The organism is Roseovarius sp. TE539 (genome assembly GCF_003298505.1).
Classification (GTDB): Bacteria; Pseudomonadota; Alphaproteobacteria; order Rhodobacterales; family Rhodobacteraceae; genus Roseovarius.
The window spans coordinates 40,733-60,739 of sequence record NZ_QNGB01000012.1; the positions used below are offsets into that span (position 1 = coordinate 40,733).

Annotated in this window: 18 protein-coding genes; 5 read left to right on the top strand and 13 right to left on the bottom strand. The window is 60.9% G+C overall.

Translation table 11 applies throughout. The features are described 5' to 3' along the window. Positions 1-54 precede the first annotated feature (54 nt). Together DQW77_RS09445 and DQW77_RS09450 are read left to right on the top strand one after the other, a co-directional pair. On the top strand, positions 55-867 hold the full coding sequence (locus tag DQW77_RS09445; RefSeq protein ID WP_113257975.1) for a helix-turn-helix transcriptional regulator: 813 nt from the start codon (positions 55-57) through the stop codon (positions 865-867). Positions 868-1,086: 219 nt separating this feature from the next. Further along, on the top strand, positions 1,087-1,995 hold the full coding sequence (locus tag DQW77_RS09450; protein ID WP_113257976.1) for a DMT family transporter: 909 nt from the start codon (positions 1,087-1,089) through the stop codon (positions 1,993-1,995). Positions 1,996-2,134: 139 nt separating this feature from the next. Here DQW77_RS09450 and DQW77_RS09455 read toward each other — a convergent pair whose 3' ends face one another. The 6 genes from DQW77_RS09455 to DQW77_RS09480 are packed head-to-tail and all read right to left on the bottom strand — an operon-like array spanning position 2,135 to position 8,083. Beyond that, positions 2,135-2,515 carry a Na+/H+ antiporter subunit G gene (locus DQW77_RS09455; protein WP_113257977.1) on the bottom strand — a complete coding sequence of 127 codons (381 nt, stop codon included), beginning with the start codon at positions 2,513-2,515 and terminating at the stop codon, positions 2,135-2,137. Between the two features lie 8 nt (positions 2,516-2,523). After that, the gene (locus DQW77_RS09460) at positions 2,524-2,793 is read right to left on the bottom strand and encodes a K+/H+ antiporter subunit F (protein ID WP_113257978.1); all 270 of its coding nucleotides are present in this window, start codon (positions 2,791-2,793) and stop codon (positions 2,524-2,526) included. Next, positions 2,790-3,281: a Na+/H+ antiporter subunit E gene (locus tag DQW77_RS09465; RefSeq protein WP_113257979.1), complete on the bottom strand. Its 492-nt coding sequence runs from the start codon at positions 3,279-3,281 to the stop codon at positions 2,790-2,792. The genes DQW77_RS09460 and DQW77_RS09465 overlap by 4 nt, the downstream gene beginning before the upstream one ends. Beyond that, positions 3,278-4,855 (bottom strand): monovalent cation/H+ antiporter subunit D, encoded by a 1,578-nt coding sequence (locus DQW77_RS09470; RefSeq protein ID WP_113257980.1) that lies wholly within the window; start codon positions 4,853-4,855, stop codon positions 3,278-3,280. Before DQW77_RS09470 ends, DQW77_RS09465 begins: the two co-directional genes overlap by 4 nt. After that, entirely contained in the window at positions 4,852-5,217 is a 366-nt protein-coding gene (locus tag DQW77_RS09475) for a Na+/H+ antiporter subunit C (protein ID WP_113257981.1), read from the bottom strand. The genes DQW77_RS09470 and DQW77_RS09475 overlap by 4 nt, the downstream gene beginning before the upstream one ends. Position 5,218: 1 nt before the next feature. After that, positions 5,219-8,083, bottom strand: a complete 2,865-nt coding sequence (locus DQW77_RS09480) for a monovalent cation/H+ antiporter subunit A (protein ID WP_113258052.1) — start codon at positions 8,081-8,083, stop codon at positions 5,219-5,221. A 344-nt stretch (positions 8,084-8,427) separates the two neighbouring features. Between DQW77_RS09480 and DQW77_RS09485 the strand changes: the two genes are divergently transcribed. Next, on the top strand, positions 8,428-9,393 hold the full coding sequence (locus DQW77_RS09485; RefSeq protein WP_181711225.1) for a glycosyltransferase family 2 protein: 966 nt from the start codon (positions 8,428-8,430) through the stop codon (positions 9,391-9,393). Here DQW77_RS09485 and DQW77_RS09490 read toward each other — a convergent pair. Genes DQW77_RS09490 through DQW77_RS09500 form a run of 3 tightly spaced genes read right to left on the bottom strand, consistent with a single transcriptional unit; the run spans position 9,368 to position 13,540 of the window. Next, a complete protein-coding gene (locus tag DQW77_RS09490) occupies positions 9,368-10,444 on the bottom strand; it encodes a hypothetical protein (protein WP_113257983.1) in 1,077 nt (358 codons plus the stop codon). The genes DQW77_RS09485 and DQW77_RS09490 overlap by 26 nt on opposite strands. A gap of 18 nt (positions 10,445-10,462) precedes the next feature. Next, positions 10,463-11,488, bottom strand: a complete 1,026-nt coding sequence (locus tag DQW77_RS09495; protein ID WP_258523808.1) for a glycosyltransferase family 2 protein — start codon at positions 11,486-11,488, stop codon at positions 10,463-10,465. Positions 11,489-11,491: 3 nt separating this feature from the next. After that, on the bottom strand, positions 11,492-13,540 hold the full coding sequence (locus DQW77_RS09500; protein ID WP_113257985.1) for a glycosyltransferase family 2 protein: 2,049 nt from the start codon (positions 13,538-13,540) through the stop codon (positions 11,492-11,494). A gap of 81 nt (positions 13,541-13,621) precedes the next feature. On the opposite strand from DQW77_RS09500, the gene DQW77_RS09505 reads away from it, so the two are divergent. After that, entirely contained in the window at positions 13,622-15,628 is a 2,007-nt protein-coding gene (locus tag DQW77_RS09505; protein ID WP_113257986.1) for a tetratricopeptide repeat protein, read from the top strand. 21 nt (positions 15,629-15,649) lie between these two features. On the opposite strand, the gene DQW77_RS09510 is transcribed toward DQW77_RS09505, so the two are convergent. The 3 genes from DQW77_RS09510 to DQW77_RS09520 are packed head-to-tail and all read right to left on the bottom strand — an operon-like array spanning position 15,650 to position 18,206. Next, a complete protein-coding gene (locus DQW77_RS09510; protein ID WP_113257987.1) occupies positions 15,650-16,327 on the bottom strand; it encodes a hypothetical protein in 678 nt (225 codons plus the stop codon). Between the two features lie 24 nt (positions 16,328-16,351). Then, positions 16,352-17,122 carry a hypothetical protein gene (locus tag DQW77_RS09515; RefSeq protein WP_113257988.1) on the bottom strand — a complete coding sequence of 257 codons (771 nt, stop codon included), beginning with the start codon at positions 17,120-17,122 and terminating at the stop codon, positions 16,352-16,354. Further along, the gene (locus DQW77_RS09520; protein ID WP_181711226.1) at positions 17,112-18,206 is read right to left on the bottom strand and encodes a GSCFA domain-containing protein; all 1,095 of its coding nucleotides are present in this window, start codon (positions 18,204-18,206) and stop codon (positions 17,112-17,114) included. Before DQW77_RS09520 ends, DQW77_RS09515 begins: the two co-directional genes overlap by 11 nt. A 153-nt stretch (positions 18,207-18,359) precedes the next feature. On the opposite strand from DQW77_RS09520, the gene DQW77_RS09525 reads away from it, so the two are divergent. After that, positions 18,360-19,202, top strand: a complete 843-nt coding sequence (locus DQW77_RS09525; protein ID WP_113258053.1) for a hypothetical protein — start codon at positions 18,360-18,362, stop codon at positions 19,200-19,202. On the opposite strand, the gene DQW77_RS09530 is transcribed toward DQW77_RS09525, so the two are convergent. Next, positions 19,199-19,954, bottom strand: coding sequence for a hypothetical protein (locus tag DQW77_RS09530; RefSeq protein ID WP_113257990.1), 756 nt, complete (start codon positions 19,952-19,954; stop codon positions 19,199-19,201). The genes DQW77_RS09525 and DQW77_RS09530 overlap by 4 nt on opposite strands. Positions 19,955-20,007 lie beyond the last annotated feature (53 nt).

The window sequence follows — 20,007 nt, forward strand, 5'->3', positions numbered from 1 at the left end:
TTTCGCGAAATTTCGTGACTTGACACTATACCCGCTTCGGTATGCGATAGGGGCATGACATCAGACTTCAGCGCCAACCTCAATCTGCTGTGCAGTTATCAACGCTCGATCGCCGAAGTTTGCCGGCGCCTGCGTTTCAACCGGCAGCAATTCAACAGGTATCTCAACGGACAGTCGCGCCCGTCGCGTCACAACATGCGTCGCATATGCGATCATTTCGGGGTAACCGAAGCGGAAATTCTACTGGACCACAACCAGTTCGAGCAGATGATCGCACTGCGCAGGCGCCCGGTGGAACGCACCGAGCTGGAGCGTCCGCTCCACCACCTCGAACGCATCTATCGCTCGTCGCAGGAGATGCACAAATACACCGGGTTCTATTTTCGTTACTTTTTCTCGTTCGGGAACAAGGGAATGATCTTCAGGTCGCTCGCCTCGGTCCACCACGCCGAGGGCAAGTATTACTGGAAGAACATCGAGATCCTGCGCGATGGTGCCGGCCGCAGAATGACGGGTCTCAACAAGTACGAAGGTGTGGTCTTCTTTCTTGCCGATCGCCTCTACATCATGGAGTACGAGACCCTGGAGGTGAACACCATCACGCAGATGACCCTTTATCCCAGCTATCAGCACCGGCTCGATTGCCTTTTCGGCATCCAGACCGGCGGGCCGACCCGGCGCGGACGCAAGCCGGGCGCGTCCCGGGTGGCGCTGGAGTACCTCGGGCGCAATATCGACGTGCGGCAGGCCTTGCGCCAGACGGGGCTTTTCGACCCTGCCGAAGGCAATATCAGAAGTGACCTTGTAAGCGCGATCACGAACAGTATCGAACCCGGGGAACATGTGCTGGAAATTGATGAGCCGTGACGCGCGGCGGCACGGCTGTCTCTGTAAGCGTGCCGTCTTCGGGATGGCTGTTATTCATCGCTGACATGGCCGTGCTTCGGGCGGTTCTGGAGGTCATGTCCGGGACAGGGTAGACTGCGTCGGATTCGGGGGACGGGGACACTCGCCACCTGACACGCGGGGCATCCGGTAGGCCAAAAAAAACGCCCGGTTGGATCAGGCGAACGAACAGGATCTTTCATGCCGCGTTCCGATGGATTTGCCGTACTCGCCGGCCTTTATGCGGGCCTTGCCTTCGGCATTTTCTGGCTGCCCATTCGTGCGGTTGAAGCGGCCGGTTTCGAAGGCCCCTGGACGATGATGGTCTTTTCGGCGCTGCCCCTACTCCTCTGCCTTCCGGTCGCGTGGGTGAAACGGGCCGACTACAGGTACGGCAACCGCGGCGCCCTTTATGGCGGGTTGCTTGGCGGGGTGGCATTTTCGCTTTATGGTGCGGCCTTTCTGTATACCGATATCATCCGCGCCATCCTGTTGTTCTACCTGATGCCGGTCTGGGGGTTCTTCCTTGCCTGGGCCGTCGCCGGGGACAGGTTGCGATGGTACCGTTGGGTCTCGATCATTCTTGGTCTTGCAGGGCTGTGGGTGGTGTTCGGCAGGGACGCGGAATTGCCTCTGCCGCGCAACCTCGGCGATTGGTGCGGTCTTGCCAGCGGGTTTATCTGGGCGGTGGCCTCGCTCATGATCCTGACTGACCGGCGGGCCAGCGCCGCGACACACGGGGTGAATTTCTTCGGATCTGCAACGCTGTTCTCGTTGCTGATCGCTCTTCTGGCGACACACCAGGGCGTGATCGACCATCCCGATTGGTGGCGGCTGGCGGAAATTGCCCCCTGGGCGTTGCCGGTCGCGCTAATCCTGATTCTTCCGGCCGGATTTGCAACCGTCTATGCGCCGACGCGTCTAAACCCCGGCGTTTGTGGCCTTTTGTTCATGACCGAGGTCGGAGTTGCGGCGGTCACCGCCGCAATCTGGGCGAATGAAAGCCTGGGTGTTCGCGAAGTTGCCGGATTGCTGTTTGTCCTCGCCGCAGGACTGCTGGAACCGGTTGTTGTCGCATTTCGCCGCCGCGGGCCTTTGCCCTCGCAGTGACCGGCTTGAGCATTTGCGGCTGAATGACGTCCCGGCTGCGCGTGCATGGCCCTTGGAACCACACGCCATCACCTGCTTCGGTCGGATGCCGGACGTCGAGGCCGGGCAGGGCATGCAACGGCATGTCAGCCGCCGGCCTTCACTTTGCGTCATCGTCGGCTGCGGCGGGAGGATCCTCGTAGACCGACCAGCCGTAGTCACGTTCCGTTTCCGGCAGATCCTCGGGGCGCACATTGGCTTGCATGAATGTCTTGGCGATGAAATGCGCACTGATCGGCGCGGTAAGGAAAAGGAACAGGGTGATCAGGAGTTCGTGAAATGAAAAAACGCCCTTGATGAGCAGGAAGTAAAGCATCGACGCGATCAGCACCCCGCCAACGCCCAGTGTCGTGGCCTTGGTCGGTGCGTGAAGGCGCGGCATGGTGTCCTTCAGTTTCACGAGACCGAATGACCCGACGATCGCGAAAACGCCGGCCACGATCAAAAAGAAGGATACGAGCAACTCGATCGCCAGGTCCATGAAACCTCCTATTCGATGATGTCGCCGCGCAGGACGAACCTGCAATAGGCGACGGTTGATACGAAGCCGACCATGGCCACAAGCATGGACGCTTCATAATAGACGGCCGTGCCCTTCCAGATCCCGTAGAGGATCAGCAGCGCGATCAGATTTATGACCAGCGTGTCAAGTGCGAGGATGCGGTCCGCGGTGTCTGGACCCATCGCAATCCTCCAGATGTTGAAAACGAGGCCGAGGCCAAAACATCCGAACGCAAAAACGAGGGCGGAGGTGATCATTGGAAAATCTCCTTGAGTCGCCATTCATAACGTCCCTTGATGGTGTCGCGAACCCCGGCGGGATCGTCCGTGTGCAGGCAGTGGACCAGAATGCTTCCGCTATCGGCCGAAAGCATCGCGGAAACGGTGCCCGGCGTCATGGTGATGGTTCCGGCCAGAACGGTGATCGCCTCGGGCGAGGTTATGTTCAGGGGTATGGTGATCCAATGCGAACGAATGTCGCTGTTGGGTTTGAACAAGACGATCAGAGCGACCTGAACATTGGCGATGACGATGTCCCAAAGGACGATGAATATGTACTCGATCACCCTGAGAGGCCGGCCGATCTTGGGCCGGCGTGGCCAGTAGGGACCTGTCAGAATCGGAACAACCATTCCCAGGAACGCGCCGAGGAGCAGATTGCCGAGAGTGACCTTGTTGACCAGTGCCAGCCACACGACCGTCAGGGTGACGCTGAGAATGGGATGGGGGAAGATACGCTTCATCATTGTTCGCCCTCCCCACCCGGTTGGAGCACCGCGTTCACATAGCCCGAACTGTCGTGCAACTGTTCGGCTGCCATGTCCAGGTACCCAGTGACCGGGCCGGCAAAAACCGAGAGCAACGCGAGTATGGCGATCGCGGACATTGTCGGCGCGACCTGGAACGCCGTCGCCTGTGCGGGCGGCTCCTGTGGCGGGCCTTCGTCTCCTTGCGAGGCGGCGTAGTCCGGCCCGTCGCCCTCTGAACGGGTCAACACGGCAGTGGATTTCCAGAAAAGGGTGCTTCCGGCGCGCGCGAACCCGACGATTATGAGGAGAGATCCGATCAGGATCGTCGCCCAGCCCACCGTCATGCCGGGTGTTCCGCGGAGCGCGTCGAGAATGATCAGCTTCCCGAGGAATCCGCTGAGCGGCGGCATACCCGCCATCCCGATGGCGGCCGCAAAAAAGAGGGCTGCAAACAAACCGTTCTGCGAAAGAGGAGGTTGCGTGCTGAGGGCGTCACCGTCGGGACGGCGCGAAATCACCAGGTCGGCCAGGAGAAAGAGCGCCGCCGCCGCGAAGGTGGAATGCAGGGCATAGTAGAGTGCTGCGGTCGTGGCCTGAGGTGTGAAGGCGGAGACGGCCAGCATCAGCGTGCCCATGGATCCAACGACAGCGAAGGAGATCATGGGTTTGAGGCGGCGCGCCCCCAGAACGCCAAGCGCACCGATGGCCAGTGTGACCGCGGCGGCGGGCATGAGCCAGTCACCGATCAGGCCGCCTGTGGCGGCCACGTCCGGGCCGAAGACGATCGTATGTATCCTGATTATCGCGTAGGCACCGACCTTTGTCATGATCGCGAAAAGGGCGGCAACGGGGGCGGGCGCGTTCGAGTATGTTCCGGGCAGCCAGAAATGCACCGGAAAGATCGCGGCCTTGATCAGGAAAACCACCATCAGAAGGATGGCCGCAACCCGTGCCAACGCTGTTTCCTCGACCGGAAGCTCCCGGATCTTCACCGCAAGATCGGCGATGTTGAGTGTCCCCGTCGAGGCATAGAGCGTACCGAGGGCGAACAGAAAGAGGGTGGAACCGGCGAGGTTCATGACCACGTATTGAAGGCCCGCCTGCAGTCGCGCCCGCCCGCCGCCATGGATCATCAGGCCATAAGAGGCGATCAGCAGCACCTCGAAGAAGACGAAGAGATTGAAAGCATCGCCGGTCAGGAAGGCGCCGCAAATCCCCATGAGTTGAAACTGGAAAAGCGCGTGGAAATGGCGGCCACGCCCGTCCCATCCGGATGCCGCGGCATGCAACACCACGATCAGGGCGAGGACCGAGGTGAGCACCAGCATCAGCGCTGAAAGCTGATCGAGGACCAGTACGATGCCGTAGGGTGCGGGCCAGTCACCGAGCCTGTAAACGAATGTATCCCCGGCCGACACGGACGCCATAAGACCGATCGAGATGGCCGCAAGCGCGATCGTTCCGGCAAGGGACGCCGCCCGCGCGAGCGTGATGTCGTGGCGCATGACGAACGCGATGATCGGCGCAAGCAGGGCCGGCAGGATGACCGGCGCGATGATCCAGTGACTCATGAACCGCTTTCCTTTTCGGCCGCTTCCGCCTCTTCGTTTCCGGTCATGTCGATGCGGTCGTGATCAGCTTCCAGGTACGCGCCGAGCGCGACCATGACGAGCACCGCTGTCATGCCGAAGGAAATCACGATTGCAGTCAGCACCAGCGCTTGCGGCAGCGGATCCGAATAGGCCACGTCGGCATACTTGTTCAGGACCGGCGGCGCGTTGATCGCAAGCCGGCCGGTGGCAAAAAGAAAGACGTTCACGGCGTAGGACAGAAGTGCCAGCCCGAGGATCACCGGAAAGGCGCGAAGACGCAGGATCAGGTAGACCCCTCCTGCCGTCAGCACGCCCACGGAACTCGCAACGACCAATTCCATTCTATTCGGCCTCCGGTTTCTTGAGGTTGCGCTTGAGCGACGGGTCGTAATCCATCGGCTCCAGATTTACCGTCTCGCCGGCATAACGCGCGATCCGTGACAAGCTGTAGAGCATCAGCATGACTGCGCCCAGCACCGTCAGGAACACCCCGAGATCGAAGGCCATGGCCGTGGCCCATTCGAATTCCTCGATCGGGGGCCAATGGATGTAACCGTAGGCGCTTGTCAGGAAGGGTTTGCCGGCCAACCAGGCGCCGGCCCCGGTCAGGCCCGCAATGACGACGCCCCACCCGATCATCAGGTGGTATTCGATCCGCTGGCGTCCTTGAGTCCACGCGAAACCGGATGCCATGTACTGCATCAGCAACGCGATCGAGATGACCAGCCCGGCCACGAACCCGCCGCCGGGCTGATTGTGCCCGCGCAGGAAGATGTAGATCCCGACCATCACCGCGATCGGCAGCATCGCGCGCGTGGCGACGACCATCATCAGCGGATGCCTGTCGCGCGAACGGTCCTGGCTGTAGTCACGATTTCGCAGGCGGCGCGAGGCGGGTCCGTTGAGCAACGACTCCATGAGCGCGAAGATGGTCAATCCGGCAATGCCGAGAACGATGATCTCGCCGTAGGTGTCATACCCGCGGAAATCGACCAGGATCACGTTGACCACGTTGGTGCCCCCGCCGCCCTTGTAGGAATTTGCCAGGTGGAAACCCGAAATGGAGGAAAAATCCCGCATGAGAAAGACCATTGCCAGCGCTGCCACGCCTCCGCCGGCGGAAAGCGCGATCAGGCCATCACGCAGGCGCAGGCCGGCTCCGCTCTCTCGGGGGGTCGTGTTGGGCATGAAGTAGAGCGCCAGCAGCAACAGCATGATGGTCACGGTCTCGACCGAAATCTGCGTCAGCGCCAGGTCCGGTGCGGACAGGTACACAAAGCCGCCCGAGACCATGAGACCGATGACGCCGATCAGGATCAGCGCCCGGAAGCGATTGTGATGATACACCAGCAAAAGGCCCGTGGCGGCGATCAGCAGCAGCCATCCGATAGCGGCCACCGGCGGGATTGGAAGCAATTCACGGGTGGGCGGTCCCAACGTGCCGTCGGCATATGCAATGTAACCAAGCGCCACCGTCGCGACGACGAAAATTGCCAGGTAGCGGCTGATCGCACCGGTATGAACCGCCTCGGTCAGACGTTTTGAAAACCCGGCGAAAACGCTGATCAGCCAATCGAAAATTACCTTCGCTTCCGGGCGCGGCGCGGTTTGCCATGTCTTGTCGAGCGGGCGATGCACCGCCAGGAGAACCGCGCCGCCCAGCACCGCGATGATCGACATGAACAGCGCCGGCGTCACGCCGTGCCAGATTTTCAGATGCGGATGCGTGTGCGTGCCGGTGACGGCATCGGCCGCGACCGTCACCAGCGGCTCGGCCAGCCAGGGCATCACCCCGATCAGCATCACGAACACCACCAGCAGCGCCGGCGCCGCGTACATCCCGAAGGGCGGGTCATGCGGATGTGACGGATAATCGTCACGGGCAGGTCCGGCAAAGACGTGAAAGATGAAGCGCAGCGAATAGGCCACGGAAAGGAGCGCACCCAATGTCGCCAGGGCCGGCACGATCCAGTCATTGTCCAGCCAGTAGGTGTGCGATGCCTCCTCCAGCATCATTTCCTTGGACAGGAAGCCGTTGAAGAAGGGTATGCCCGCCATCGACAGCGCCGCCAGCGTTCCGATCAGGGCGGTGACCGGCATGAACTTCGCCAGCCCCCCAAGGCGCTTTATGTCGCGCGTATGGGTTTCATGATCGACGATGCCGGCAGTCATGAACAGCGCGGCCTTGAAGGTGAGGTGATTGATGATGTGGAACACGGCCGCGATCGCTGCGGCCTTGGTGCCGAAGCCCAGGAGCATGGTGAGAAGCCCAAGGTGACTGACCGTGGAGAATGCCAGCAGTGCCTTGAGATCATCCTTGAACAAGGCGATCAGCGCACCGAGCACCATTGTCACAAGACCGGTTGTGGACACGATGTAGAACCAGGCGTCGGTCCCCGACAGGACCGGCCACATGCGCGCCAGCAGGAAGACGCCGGCCTTTACCATCGTGGCGGAGTGGAGATAGGCGCTGACCGGAGTGGGCGCCGCCATGGCGTGCGGCAGCCAGAAATGAAAGGGGAACTGCGCCGATTTGGTGAAGGCGCCCAGCAGGATCAGGATCAGCGCCGGCAGGTACCATTCGGAGGCCCTTATCACCTCGCCCTGCGCAAGGATGTCGGTCAGGTTGTAGCTGCCCACGATCTGTCCGAGGATCAGCATCCCCGCAATCATCGCCAGCCCCCCCGCACCGGTGACCGCCAGGGCCATTCTCGCGCCCTGCCGACCTTCGGGCAGGTGTTTCCAGTATCCGATAAGCAGGAAGGACGACAGGCTTGTCAGCTCCCAGAAGATCAGCAAAAGAAGGATATTGTCGGAGATGACGATACCCAGCATCGCCCCCTGGAAAAGCAGGAGATAGGTGTAGAACTGCCCCATCGGATCCTCGCCCGACAGGTAGTAGCGCGCATAAAGCGTGATCAGTAGCCCGACGCCCAGGATCATGCCTGCAAACAGCAGGCCGAGGCCATCAAGAAAGAAACTGAACGACAGCCCCAGACCCGGCAGCCAGACGATCTCGGCCTTCAGGACTTCCCCTGCGAACACATCGGGGGCGATCACGGCCAGCATGATCAAGGCAAGGATCGTGGGGGCGGCGGTGAAGGTGGCGCAGGCAGTACGGCCGGCGCGGATCATGAGGCCGGGGACAAGCGCACCAAGAAACGGAAGCATGGCGATGATGGGTAATAGGCTGCCGCCGTTGCTCATGTGCATCCCCCGTAAGCGTTTTCCTGTACCCGTGATGCGGGATCAGCCCGTCGAGAACAAGACTTTTTCAACCGAATCCGCTCAGATTAGGCCATCGTACATTCTTCCTCAATCCGGCCGGAAGGCATGACCCGGCCGAATTCTTGGGACAGGGCAAGGCATCTCGGCCGGGCCGGTCGCGGCGGCGCCCGGTTCCGGCAATGACAGTATCCGTACCGCGGCGGCCTCGAGATATCGGTCAGCCAGGTCTGCACGGCGCCGTCGAAAGACCGCACCGTGCTTCACATGTCCCCGTCGGTCTACTACCACTTGATCCATGGCATCTGATGCGGAGGAGAAACGATTTGAAAGTCGCGCTTGTCGCCACCGCCAAGGATGAAGGCCCGTTCCTTCTCGAATGGGTCGCGTTTCATCGGCTTGCGGGGTTCGACCCGATCATCGTCTATCAGAACGACAGCACCGACGGGACGGCGGAAACGCTGGAAACACTCGACAGGATTGGCGCCATTTCCTATTTCGACAATCCGGCCAAGCGCGGCCGCCATCAGGTCAGAGCATACAAACGCTCTTGCGAAGTCGAAGCCTACCGCGCGGCGGATTGGGCCATGGCGCTGGACATCGACGAATTCCTGAATGTCAAATGCGGGACGGGCAAGGTGCAGGATCTCATCGCGGCGATACCGGACTGTGACAGGATACTCCTTAACTGGCGGCTTTTTGGTGCCGGTGGGTATTCTGCTTTGTCCGACCGTCTGGTGACGGAACGATTCACGGTTTGTGACCGCGCATCGGACATGTCGAGGGGTCTGAAAGCCTACAAGTCCCTGTATCGCACGCCCCTGTTTGGGCGCCCCGGTGTGCATCGCGTCCATCCTGTCGATGAAGAAACGGTCACGCAGATCCGCACCGCGAATGGATCCGGGTTGAAGGAGGACGCGTTCGAGATCAAGAATTTCAGGTCCACCGATCCCGGCATGCTGAAACTGGCGCAGATCAATCATTACGTTCTCAGGGACGCCTCAAGTTTCCTTATCAAGGCGACGCGGGGAAGTGCACATCAGCCGGATCGCGACCTGCGGGAGAATTTCTGGAACCGGCGTCAGCGACATTCCCGCGCCGAGCAGGACATCACGCTCAGACAGAGAGCGCCGGAGATCGAGCGGGAAATGCATGCACTGGATGCCCGCAGCGATGGTCGGCTTCAAAAGCTGCGGCGCAAGGCGTTGGTGCATTATCGGACCCGTCTTGAGGAGTTGCTTGAGGATCCCGCCAATCGTGAACTCTTTATTCATTGTGCGCTGACCGCTTGATATCACCCCGAAAAAGCCTGGCGCGCCCTCGGGATTCAATCCGTCCCATCGCCGAGGCGATCTTTTCCTGCGCATCGGCATAGAGCCTTATTTCCTCCTCGGCATCCGGGTAGCGGTCCGGCGCATCCTGAGAAAGATCACCCGTGTCGAAGAGCGTGTTCTGGGTGCCGCGCAAGTAACGTTCGGCAATCATCGCGTTGCATTCCGCGAAATGTGCCATGATTTCAATCCGCTCCATCTTCGTGAAGACATCCCCGGATCGCCGGGGCGCTCCATCGGGGAGGCGTGACATTTCACGCGCCAATTCGCGCACGTTTATCGAAGAGTTGCGCGCGAAGGCTCCCAACTGCTCGGTGACCGCGCGGGAAAGCGTTTGATTGGCATCATGGCGCGGTTGGGCGAATTCCGGGTCGGACTTGTCGAGGCCGAATTCCCCCAGGAAATCGGCCACGATATCGCCGCCCCTGAAGGCGCCGCGTTGAAACCGGCGCACGGTTACGTTCTCGATGCCCACGGACCCGGCAAAGGACTCGAGAACAGTAAGGTAGTCGGCAAGATCCGTTCCTCTCTTGCGGGCGAAATCCCGGGGACTGGCGCGTTCGCGCCCGTTTTTTGTCTTTTGTTTGTACATCGCCTCGAGGAAGTCGTCCTGCCGCCTGAGATAGACAAGGACACGGGTCCTCCGGCGCAAGCCTTGCGGCATGTGTTCAAGGATGGAGGTCGCGATTTCGGGTGAGAAAAAGTTTTCACTGGACATGACGCAATGCCTGCCCGGTTCGGCTTCGACCTCTTCGGCGACCGCTGACCAGATATCGGCTGCAGCGGCGCCGCGCAGGGGGGCGAACAGATTGTTGTGCGATATGTTGGAACGGCCTTCCTTCACGAAATGAAGACCCTTGGCATAAAGCGGATCCTGGTTTTTCATCAGGAAATTCTGAAGTGCCGTGCTGCCGGTTTTGGGCGAGCCCACATGAATCAGCAGGTCGGCGTCAGCACTTTGGCGCGGCGCGTCATCCGGTGCACTCAGGTTCGATGTGGTTTCTTGGGGCATGAGCCGGGCCGCTTGTGTTCAGGTTTCGTAATCCAGAATGGCTGGCGGGTCGGCTTTCATCTTGTGCGTGATGAGCCATTGGCGAAAATCGGTCCAGTCTTCGCGCGCCTTGAGTTCCGTGATCTTGGCGCGGTGCCAGTCCACGGCTTCGCGATGCAGGGCCGCAAGCACAGGATCCGACATCAGTTCATCAAGCGCCGGCCGCATGCGTTCCGCAAGCGGCAGAATGGAACGGTCCTCGAAAGTGTTCACATTCATGTCCGCCCAGTAATGTTCTGTCTGGTCACGCTTGATGTGGTTGGTCCGGCCGCGATCGCGCTTAACCAGAAAGTTTTCGACCGAGCGCACGGCGTAGTGGTGCAGGCGGGCGTATTCGTGGCTGAACCCGTGCCAGGAACGCCAGCCGACCTTGCCCATCGGCCGCAGGTTGCCGCCGCAATCGGACCAGCGGATGTCATCTTCAGTGACGCCGTTTCCGAGGTTCTTGGGGCGATGCGGGTTGAATCGCTTGAATTTGCCGTTGTTGCGGAACATGGTCTTGAAACCGTGTGCCCGCCCCGAGGACGGTCTGTCCTCGTGATCGGCAAGAAAGAACTGTTCGGTGACCGGGCGATCTTCGAAGGTTTCGATCCCCCCGCACCCGAACAGTTTCCATGTGAATGAAACGGCGTCCACCTCTCCCAGGGCATCAATTAGGTCGTCCAGCCGCCGGTGCCCGACCCGGATGTTGAGGAACTCGTCAACGTCGATCCCGAGAAGCCAGTCGGCATCCTGCACCCAGGGATGAAACCGCGCACGCCCCAGAGCCTTGTGCTGGGGGTTGTCCCCCGGGCGAATGCGGTTTGGTCGGTGGCTGGCCACACCCAGTTCCTCAAGCCGCTCCACGATCCGGTCGGTGCCGTCGCTGCAATCGTTGGTGAAGATCACGAAGCCGCTGAACCCCAGGGAAAGATAATGCGCGATCCATTCGAGGATGAACGGCCCTTCATTCTTCATTGTCGTGAAAATTACCCGTTTCGGGGTTCGATCTGAAAGCCGGCTCATCGTTCACGCCTCCGCTTGCTGCGCCTTGCGTACCTTGCGGCGATGGCGCCTGAATGCCGGGCCCACGCGCTCCGCAAGACTGTGATGGCCGGTCTCGATCGCGCGCTCTTCGAGTGCCTTGCGATACCACGCAAGGGACCGCCTGCCGCGGAGAAGGGCATAATAGCTCTCTTCTGTCAGCGTTTCGTCGATGACCATCTGAAACAGCGGCTTGATAAGATTCGCTCTCCGCATGTACACCGCTGAAAAATGCCCTGAGAACCATGACTTGAGAAGCATCACGTTATCGCCTTCCAGGCGTTCGATGTGGCGCCTGTCCGGTTCGAAGAAGGGATCGTAGATCACATGGACCCTGCGGGCGTCCTGAATCTCGAACGCGGCGTCCGAATAGGGCAGGCTCCAGTTGCGCTCCCGCCCCATGCCGAAGCGTTCCTCCCATGGGACGAGTTCGCTGTCCAGCGTCGTCTGCGGCGAGTATGCCAGGACGATACAGCCCGGCGCGAGAGACGCAAACGCCATGGCCGCGAATCCCCCCATCGAGGTGCCCGCCATGACCACCTTTTTGAAGCGGTCGAAGAACCCGTCATCGCCGAGCTTGCGCAGTTGCTGGATGAGTTGAGGATCGCGATACCAATCCTTGCGTCGCGCGATCACGGCCAGATGCGAATACCCGTTGGACCGCACGAAACGGTATGCCCACGGCTCCCGCCCGTAGGAGATGTCGTTCACATTCGAGATGTTGTCGAACGTCACGACCAGGGTTCCGGGATCACGTTCGATGGACACGAGGGCATGATGTTCCAACCGCGTGAGGAAGCCTTGCCGGTCCCCACCGGGGTAAATCTCGGCGAACCACGGTGGGGGCGGGTCAGTGGTGACCCTCGCAAACTCGTCGGGCACACGCGGATGCACCTTGATTGCGTCTGCCCTTGCGGGTTGCGTTGCCCGGTCCCCCGCAGGGTCCGATCCGGCGGGCCGAGGTGCATCTTCGCGTCTGGTGGCTGTCTTTTCCGGCGCCGGGCTTGCCATCCGCCCTTCTGCCGGCCCGGGGCCGCCCGCTCCGTCGGCACCTTCGAGACGTGCCAGCACCGCTTTCCACAGGCCGTGCTTGCGGGTCTGGACCTTTACGCGTTTTTTTTCTTCCTCGCACTGATCGTCATAAGCCTGCCGGATCGCGGGATCTTCCAGGAGCACGGCCAGGTGTTCCGCGCGTGCCGCGCCGGATGTGTGCAGGGATTGATCAAACATCAGGTCCTGCCCTGCCACCTCAAGGACCGGAAACAGATCCTCGGGCATGGCCTGCGCTTTGGGCGGCATCGCATAGGCCTCCCTGAGCAGCAGGGTTTCGACGCTGGGAATCGGCACACGGGCCACGCAGGCAAGGCCGCCTTCGGACGCGGCTTCGTTGTGCTGCCATGTCCTGTCCGCCCGCGGTTTCGGCATCGGTTTGCCCGCGCCGTTGAGCCAGCGCAGGCGCTTGAGGTCATTCATGGGCGCGCCTGTCGGGAAATCGGGCACGCGTGAGGGCCAGACCCCCAGCTTGACGATGCTTCGCCATTCTTTCCTCGCGCCGGGATCAACACGCGATGACGGGCAACAGCGCACCGCCTTTTCCAGAACCGGCCCCGGCGAATGCGACCTTTCCCGGGTGTCACCGAAATACGTCCATACAGGCATTGTCATGGCCTGTGGTGAATTCAGGTCCGCCATCAAATCCTGGACGGTGCCATGCGTGGCGAGACCAAGGTATTCGTCCGGGCCAAGAAAGAGCCCCCAGCCGGGTGAAACCTCCGTCTCCAGTTCGGCGGCGCGGATCGCTGCATTCCGGGCCTGCTGTGCGGATTCGGCGGCGTCGAAGGTGATTTGGCTGGTACCTATCACCCCGGAGGCTTCCAACGCGGCCGCAAGCGGCTGAGCCCCGTCGAGGGTATCGGAAAGGAAAACGTGAAACCTGTTCACCCCAAGGGCACGATGATGGGCGACCCATTCCGGGAAGGCGGATGTCGGATGATTCAACCACGTGGTCAACAATACGGTCAGGGGCTTGCCCATGTTACACTGCTCCGCTGCTTCGAGGGTTGCCTTCCCCCGCCTTCTCGTATTTTTTCCCCATCATAAACATTCGAGGGGTTTATGACCAGTTCACAACCCGATGGCCGCGGCTTTTTCTTGGGCCAGCGTCGTGACCAGCTGGGCGCGCGGCTGCTCATGATCCTGACCGCCATCCGCCTGACGGAGGATTATCGGACGGATTTCCGTTTCAACTGGTTCCCTCCGGGTGCGGATGCCCCGACCCTGAGCAACCCCGGAGAGCTGTTTTCCGAGGCGTTCATGGCGCGGCACTTCGTGGACAACGAGGAATACGCTGCGTTTCAGGTAAGGGTCGAACCGATCTGGAAGTTCCTGGATGACAAGACGCCCGACGCGCTGAATGCGCATCTGGATGCAGGCGGTCATGTCATTCTCGACGAGGGCTTCGATATCATCGCCTTCCCGTGGGAAGATCCCGAGGCCCTGCGCGCCCGGTTCCCCGGTCTCATCCGCAAAATCGGGTTCAACGCGCTGATCGCAAGGCGGATTGAAGACATAGACACTGCGCTGTCGGATGCCGGCACGGAAAGCGTCGCCTATCACATCCGCCGGGGGGACATCCTCAATGCGGATCCGTGGATGCACAAGCAGTGGCCGTCAAAGATCGAACCGGACGAACTTTATTCGGCACATCTTCGTGCGAAGAAACCGCGGCTGGCACTGGTCTTTTCCGATCAGTCCGAAAGCATCGCGCGATTCCGGTCCGCCCATCCCGGGGTGAAGGGCATCGAGGAGATCGTCGATCTCGCTGATTGCACGGTGGCACAGAGGGATTTTCTTGAACTTTACGCGATGTCCCGTGCCGGACAGATCGTCGCCCCTGCGATCAGCGCCTTCAGTCGCGCCGCGGCGCTGATCAGCGGACAGGCAAGGCAACGTTTCGTCGATGTGCTTGACAGCACCGAACGGGACGCCGCCTATGAGGCGCTGCTGGCGCGCTTGAAGTCAGGTGTCGGAACTTTCGTCACCCCGAGCGAGGCGGCACATCTCTATGCCAAGCTGGCGGCACGTCTGCCGGTGCAGAACCGGGAAGAGGAGGCATGGGAAATCGGGCGCATCGTCAAGGAAAGCGGGGCAACGAATGCGTTCGTACCGCTTTTTCACGCGATAAACTGCGTGTATCTGAACCGTTGGGATGAGGCGAATTCCAATATCAAGCAGGCCCTGAACGACCCCAATCTTTGGCAGGAGTCGCACGCTGCTGCCACGGCAATACATGCGCTCGTTCTGGGCGCACTCGGCAAGGCGATCCGGTGTCACCGCACCTTTTTACGGGCGTTCTGGCAGAAGCCCTTTCTGCCCGATGTGACCCTGGTGGGGAGTTTCATGATAAATCGCCGGCGCCTGAAGCCCGACCGCCCGGTTCCCTTCAGCCTGCCCGTGGTACAGGCCATGCGTGTGCCTTACATGCGTGCGAACATGTTCCTCGTGCAGAACAAGTTCATCAAGCGCCGGGCCTATGATTTTTCCTCGATCGTGGTCGAGTGGCCCTATTTCGTCATGGACGGCAAGGCGGAACGCGTGGTCGCCAACAGCAAGGCCCTCGAGGAGATCCACGACAAGGTGATGACCAGGGGGGAGGAAACGGACCTGCCCGAACGCGAAAGCTACTGCGCGCTCGTGCAAGCGCGGATGGGAGACCCCGAAGGCGCTCTCAGGCGCCATGCCAAGACCGCCGAGGCGATGCGCGGGCATATCATGGTCACCAAGCGCCAGGCCGAAATCCTTGCAATGTCGGGACGGCCCGATGAGGCGGCCGAACTTATACGGCCACTTGCCGAGGAGAGCGCCAAACAGCCCTACTGGCATTATCTTCTGGGCAGGTTCCTGCGCGATTGCGACCGCCCCGGGGATGCGCGGACTGCCTGGGAAGCGGCAGCCGCAATTGACATGACCACCGCGCAGATCCATTCCGACCTCGCAGAGCTGTGTCGTGACATGGGGGACGTGCACTCCGCCGCGGCCGCATTGGACAGGGCCGCGGAACTGGCGCCGACGCAGCAGAAATTCGTCAATCGCAAGCAGAGGTACCTGAGAAAGGCGAAGTGAACGGTACGTCCCGAGACAGTGTCACAGCTTTCGCATGACGATCACATGGGCAGGATAGTCTGGGTTCCGCTCGCTGAAATCCAGCGCTTCCATCGGTACCGCGACGGACTTGAACTCCGTTCTGAGCAGGCGCTGCAGCCGCCCGCGCTTGATCCCGAAGGAATCGAGCTGGTTGGCCTTGCGCGCGACATGGCCGGCGGTGTGATCCAGCAGCATGACCCCGCCTGACCGGAGACTTTGCAACCAGCTTGAAAAGGCCCGAAGCGGTTCGAAGGCGTGGTCCCAGGAGTTCGAGTAGACGAAATCCGCCAGCCCTTCCCATTCCTGGTTGGCATCGTGGAAATCCCACCGCACCGTCTTCGGGAAGTCCGTCGCGTTGTCGGATATCTCGGTTCCGATGACGTCCGGATCGCCCGAAAGCGCCTGCGCGAACCAGGCCTGTTCCGCGCCCGAGCGCGTGCCGTGGCAGATACCGAATGTCACGGGGCCGACCATGTCCTCGACGAATTCCGCACAAAGGTTGATATGGCTTTGCGGGACGAACTGCCAGTTGATCTTGCGGCGGTTACCCTCCTTCTGGATTTCCCGGTACGTGTCGTAATCCGGGTAGCGGTACAGGTTGAACCCGTCTCCGGCCAGCTTCTGAATCTGGCCGTCGGTGGCGAATCCGGGTGAGCGGAGTGGATCTTCAGATGTCATGCGCTTGCAATTTCCTTCATGAGTTTACGGGCGCAACGCCCCGCGTGACAGGAGACGCTCGACGGCACGGGCGCCATATTCCGGCGTACCGTGAAAGCCGTCTTCATTGACCCACTCCCACGGCAAGAGTTCATCCGGTCCGACGAATTCGGTATTGGGGTCGTAGATGTCGATCCCCATGTCGTCGATTTTCCGTGCGATGCAGGCTGTCAGCGCGTCGATATTGTGGCGGAACCTGAACTTGGGCGCGTTCTTCGGGGCGCGCGGCGGCAGAATGACCGTCAGCCTGCACTTTCCATTGATATATCTGAGAAGCGCAAAGTGTCTTGCACGGCGTTCCTCCACAAAGGCGTCCAGAAGAGACCGGGAGGCGAAAAGGGTATCCCCGGGATCTTCTTTCGGCAGCGCGTCGGGCGGCGGCCAAGCCACATGACCCTCGGCTCCGAATGCCCGCGCAAGATGCCCGCAATGGAAACCGATCGAGGCAATGACAGGAATACCGTTGTCGAATATGTCACCAAGGCCCAGCTGGGTTTCCAGGTTCCTCACCGATGGTCCGAGTGCCGGAAGGAAGGGGCTTCTTGCACGTCGGGGGCCGAAAACCCTGATCTTTCCCTCGTTCCAGTGAATGCCGCCGCTTTTCAGCATGGTGGAACGGATGCCGTGGGCCTCACAGCCCTGGTGCAGTGCAAGAACATGGCTGTCGCCCACCAGAAGCACATCGGGACAGGGCGCCTGATCCCGTCTTGCCCCGGTCTCCGCGACGTCTGTCGAACCGTGATATTCAGGTTTCATTCGAAGCCTCCAGGGACTCCTCTTCGCAGATCAGGTCCTCCTGAGCGAGAGAGGCTTCGATATCCCCGGTGTCGGCGGGACGGTTGCGCTTCCGCTTGCCCGCGGGCGACCGAAGGTCGAGACCGGCGAAGAAATGGCTCATGACCAGGGAAACGCCCGGCATTTCCACCGAACGCAGGTTCGGGGCAAAAAACGCGGCGCGTGCCGGCGTCCCCGCGATGATTTCGTAGGACGGGAAATAATCGACGTGATCCATGGCGGCCGCGAGATCGCCGGCCACGGCGCGCAGTGTCGACTTGGAATACGTGGTCGCGGGCAGAACGTGATGTCCCGATGCCGTGGCTGTCAATGGTACGGGCGATACGGTGAACAATATGCGAAGCTGCGGGTTGAGATCACGCATGATTGACAACGCGGCCTCAAGGTCGGCCCGGATGGCGGGATATCCTGCATTCTCGAATACATGCAGGTCGGCATCGAACTCTCCCGCGATCGTCCCGGGGCACAAAGCATAGGGCGCCATTGTCTCGCGGTTCAGCCAGCCCTCGGTCAGCCCGAGCGTGAAAATGAAAACGTCCGCGTCCCGGACCGAGCGGTGAAATGCGCGTGCCGCCCCCGCGATCGCCGCCCGCGCCTCGTCTGCGTCTCCGAAGCCGTCGGGTTCGATCGTGGGGAAAAGCGCCGGCCTGAAGCGGCCGGGCCCGCCGTTTCCGGTCTCGTGCCAGATTTCCTGATCTTTCGGGGCTTCGTATCCGGCCGCAAGCCGCACCCAGTGTAAAAACAGCCGCGCGGTGTATATGTTTCCGGTGCGCGCGGAGAACACGCCGTAATTGAAATTCCTAGCTGTTTCGGGCGCCATGCCATCCGGCCCCGGTTCGCAGTTGAGCCAGTTGAGATCACGTGCGGTGAGTGCCCGGCTTATATGCTGTGCGAAACAGGATCCGTAAGTCGCGAAAGCCGCATCGGCCGGTAATGTCCAACCGGATTTCCACAGTCCGCCCATACCGAATACGCCGGCGTCCGCAACGGCGGTGCGCCAGAACGCATGGGGTTCCAGATCCGAATAAGGCGATTTGCTGCTCATCTCGACCGTGCCAATTTTTTGAGGGTCATGATAGGCGTCTGAGATGAAAATGTCATGTATCTTGTCCGCTGCTGAAAATCCGGCTACGCACGCTCTTGCGTCGGTATGCTGCGATGACGGGCATTGACATCCGGGCGAACGGAGAATTGCGCCATGATCGAGGACACGGAAATCGCCATGCTCTGGGTGGAGGGGCCGCTTTCCTACATGGAGCAGCTTTGCGCGGTTTCGTTCCGCGATGCCGGGCACAAGGTGAAGCTGTATCATTATGGCCCCGTCGAGAACGTGCCGGACGGTGTGGAGCTGGCCGATGGCAACGAGATACTGAATGCAGGGCACTTCCTGACCCACGGCCGAACCGGAAGCCCGGCCCTGTTTTCCGACGTTTTCCGCTATCATCTTCTGAAGAAGGGTGATGGTGTGATATGGGCCGATACCGATGCCTACTGCGTTCGGCCTTTCAGGACAGAAACCGGCCATTTCTTCGGCTGGGAATCCGAACAATCCATCAATGGTGGTGTTCTGGGCATGCCCGCGGACAGCGAGGCGCTCGGCCTGCTGCTGGAGATGACGGAGGACGAATTCGCCATTCCGGAATGGTACACCGACCGCATGCGCGCGCGACTTCATGCCAAGGCCGAAGAGGGGCGGCCGGTACATGTCAGTGATCTGCCGTGGGGCGTCTGGGGGCCTCATGCGATAACGCATTACCTGCACAAGACGGGAGAGGCTAAATATGCACTCCCGGTACACGGACTTTACCCCGTCCCGTTCAAACACCGCAGGAAAATGGGCTTCGCGTCCAAGCGTGACCGGATTTCAGGCTTTCTTCACCCCGATACCTATTCTGTCCATTTCTATGGCCGGAGGATCAAGCAGTTCCTGGCCGGCCAGGGAGGAACGCCCGAAGAAGGCAGCTATATCGATGCGTTGCTCAAGAAGCATGACGTCGACCCGGCGGCGGCGCCTGTGCCGCCACTCAGGGAACGTGCCTAGGCTTGCCCGCGCATGCAGCCAAGCCATGCCGCCGGCAGTTCCAGATCCGGCAGGTCGGGTTTGTGCCTGCGATCCAACGGATGCGGCAATCCGGTGACCGGCCCGGTGATCGTGGCGCGATCCCTGCGCAAGAGGGTCACCTCCACGACACGGGGGATACGCACCCCGTCGATGACGACGGCGCCGGATGCGTTGTTCGCGTGCAGGTGGACGACCTCGTGGAACGTGACCAGTTTTTCGATCGCTGGCGTGGCCCGCTTGAAAAAGGGTTCCTTGCTGATGATCGAAGGCAGCCGGTGCAATTCGAGGACGATAATCCTGAATCGTTCGAGCAACGGGTCGGGAATGGTGGCGATCGTCGGGTATTCATCGCCCTCGATATCCATCTGAAGCAAGAGGTCGGTTCCCGGCCCCGGGTCAGTCTGCGAAACCCATGAGGCGATGGAAATCCTGTCCTCGGTATCATGTGGGCCAACGAACTTGCGCATGAACTTGCCGCCGGGAATATCAATCACGGGTCCATCGCACGATGCGTCCGCCATGAAAGAGGGAATGCCGTGTTTGGCCAGATCAAGCTCGAAAGTCGATTGCCGGGACACTCCCGGTGAGTAGCAGGCGGCGATCCCGTGAAGATCGTCGGGCACAAGGTACCCGCCATCGCCAAAGGCCCCGACACGGATCAGCGGGGTCGTGGTTTCCACGGGCCGCAGGAAACGAGCCACGCGATCGAATTTTGCCGAGGCGGTAGCCATCCAGTCTCCGCTCCAGGGGTGCCCTGTAGCGTTGTGCGAAAAGCCGCGACAAC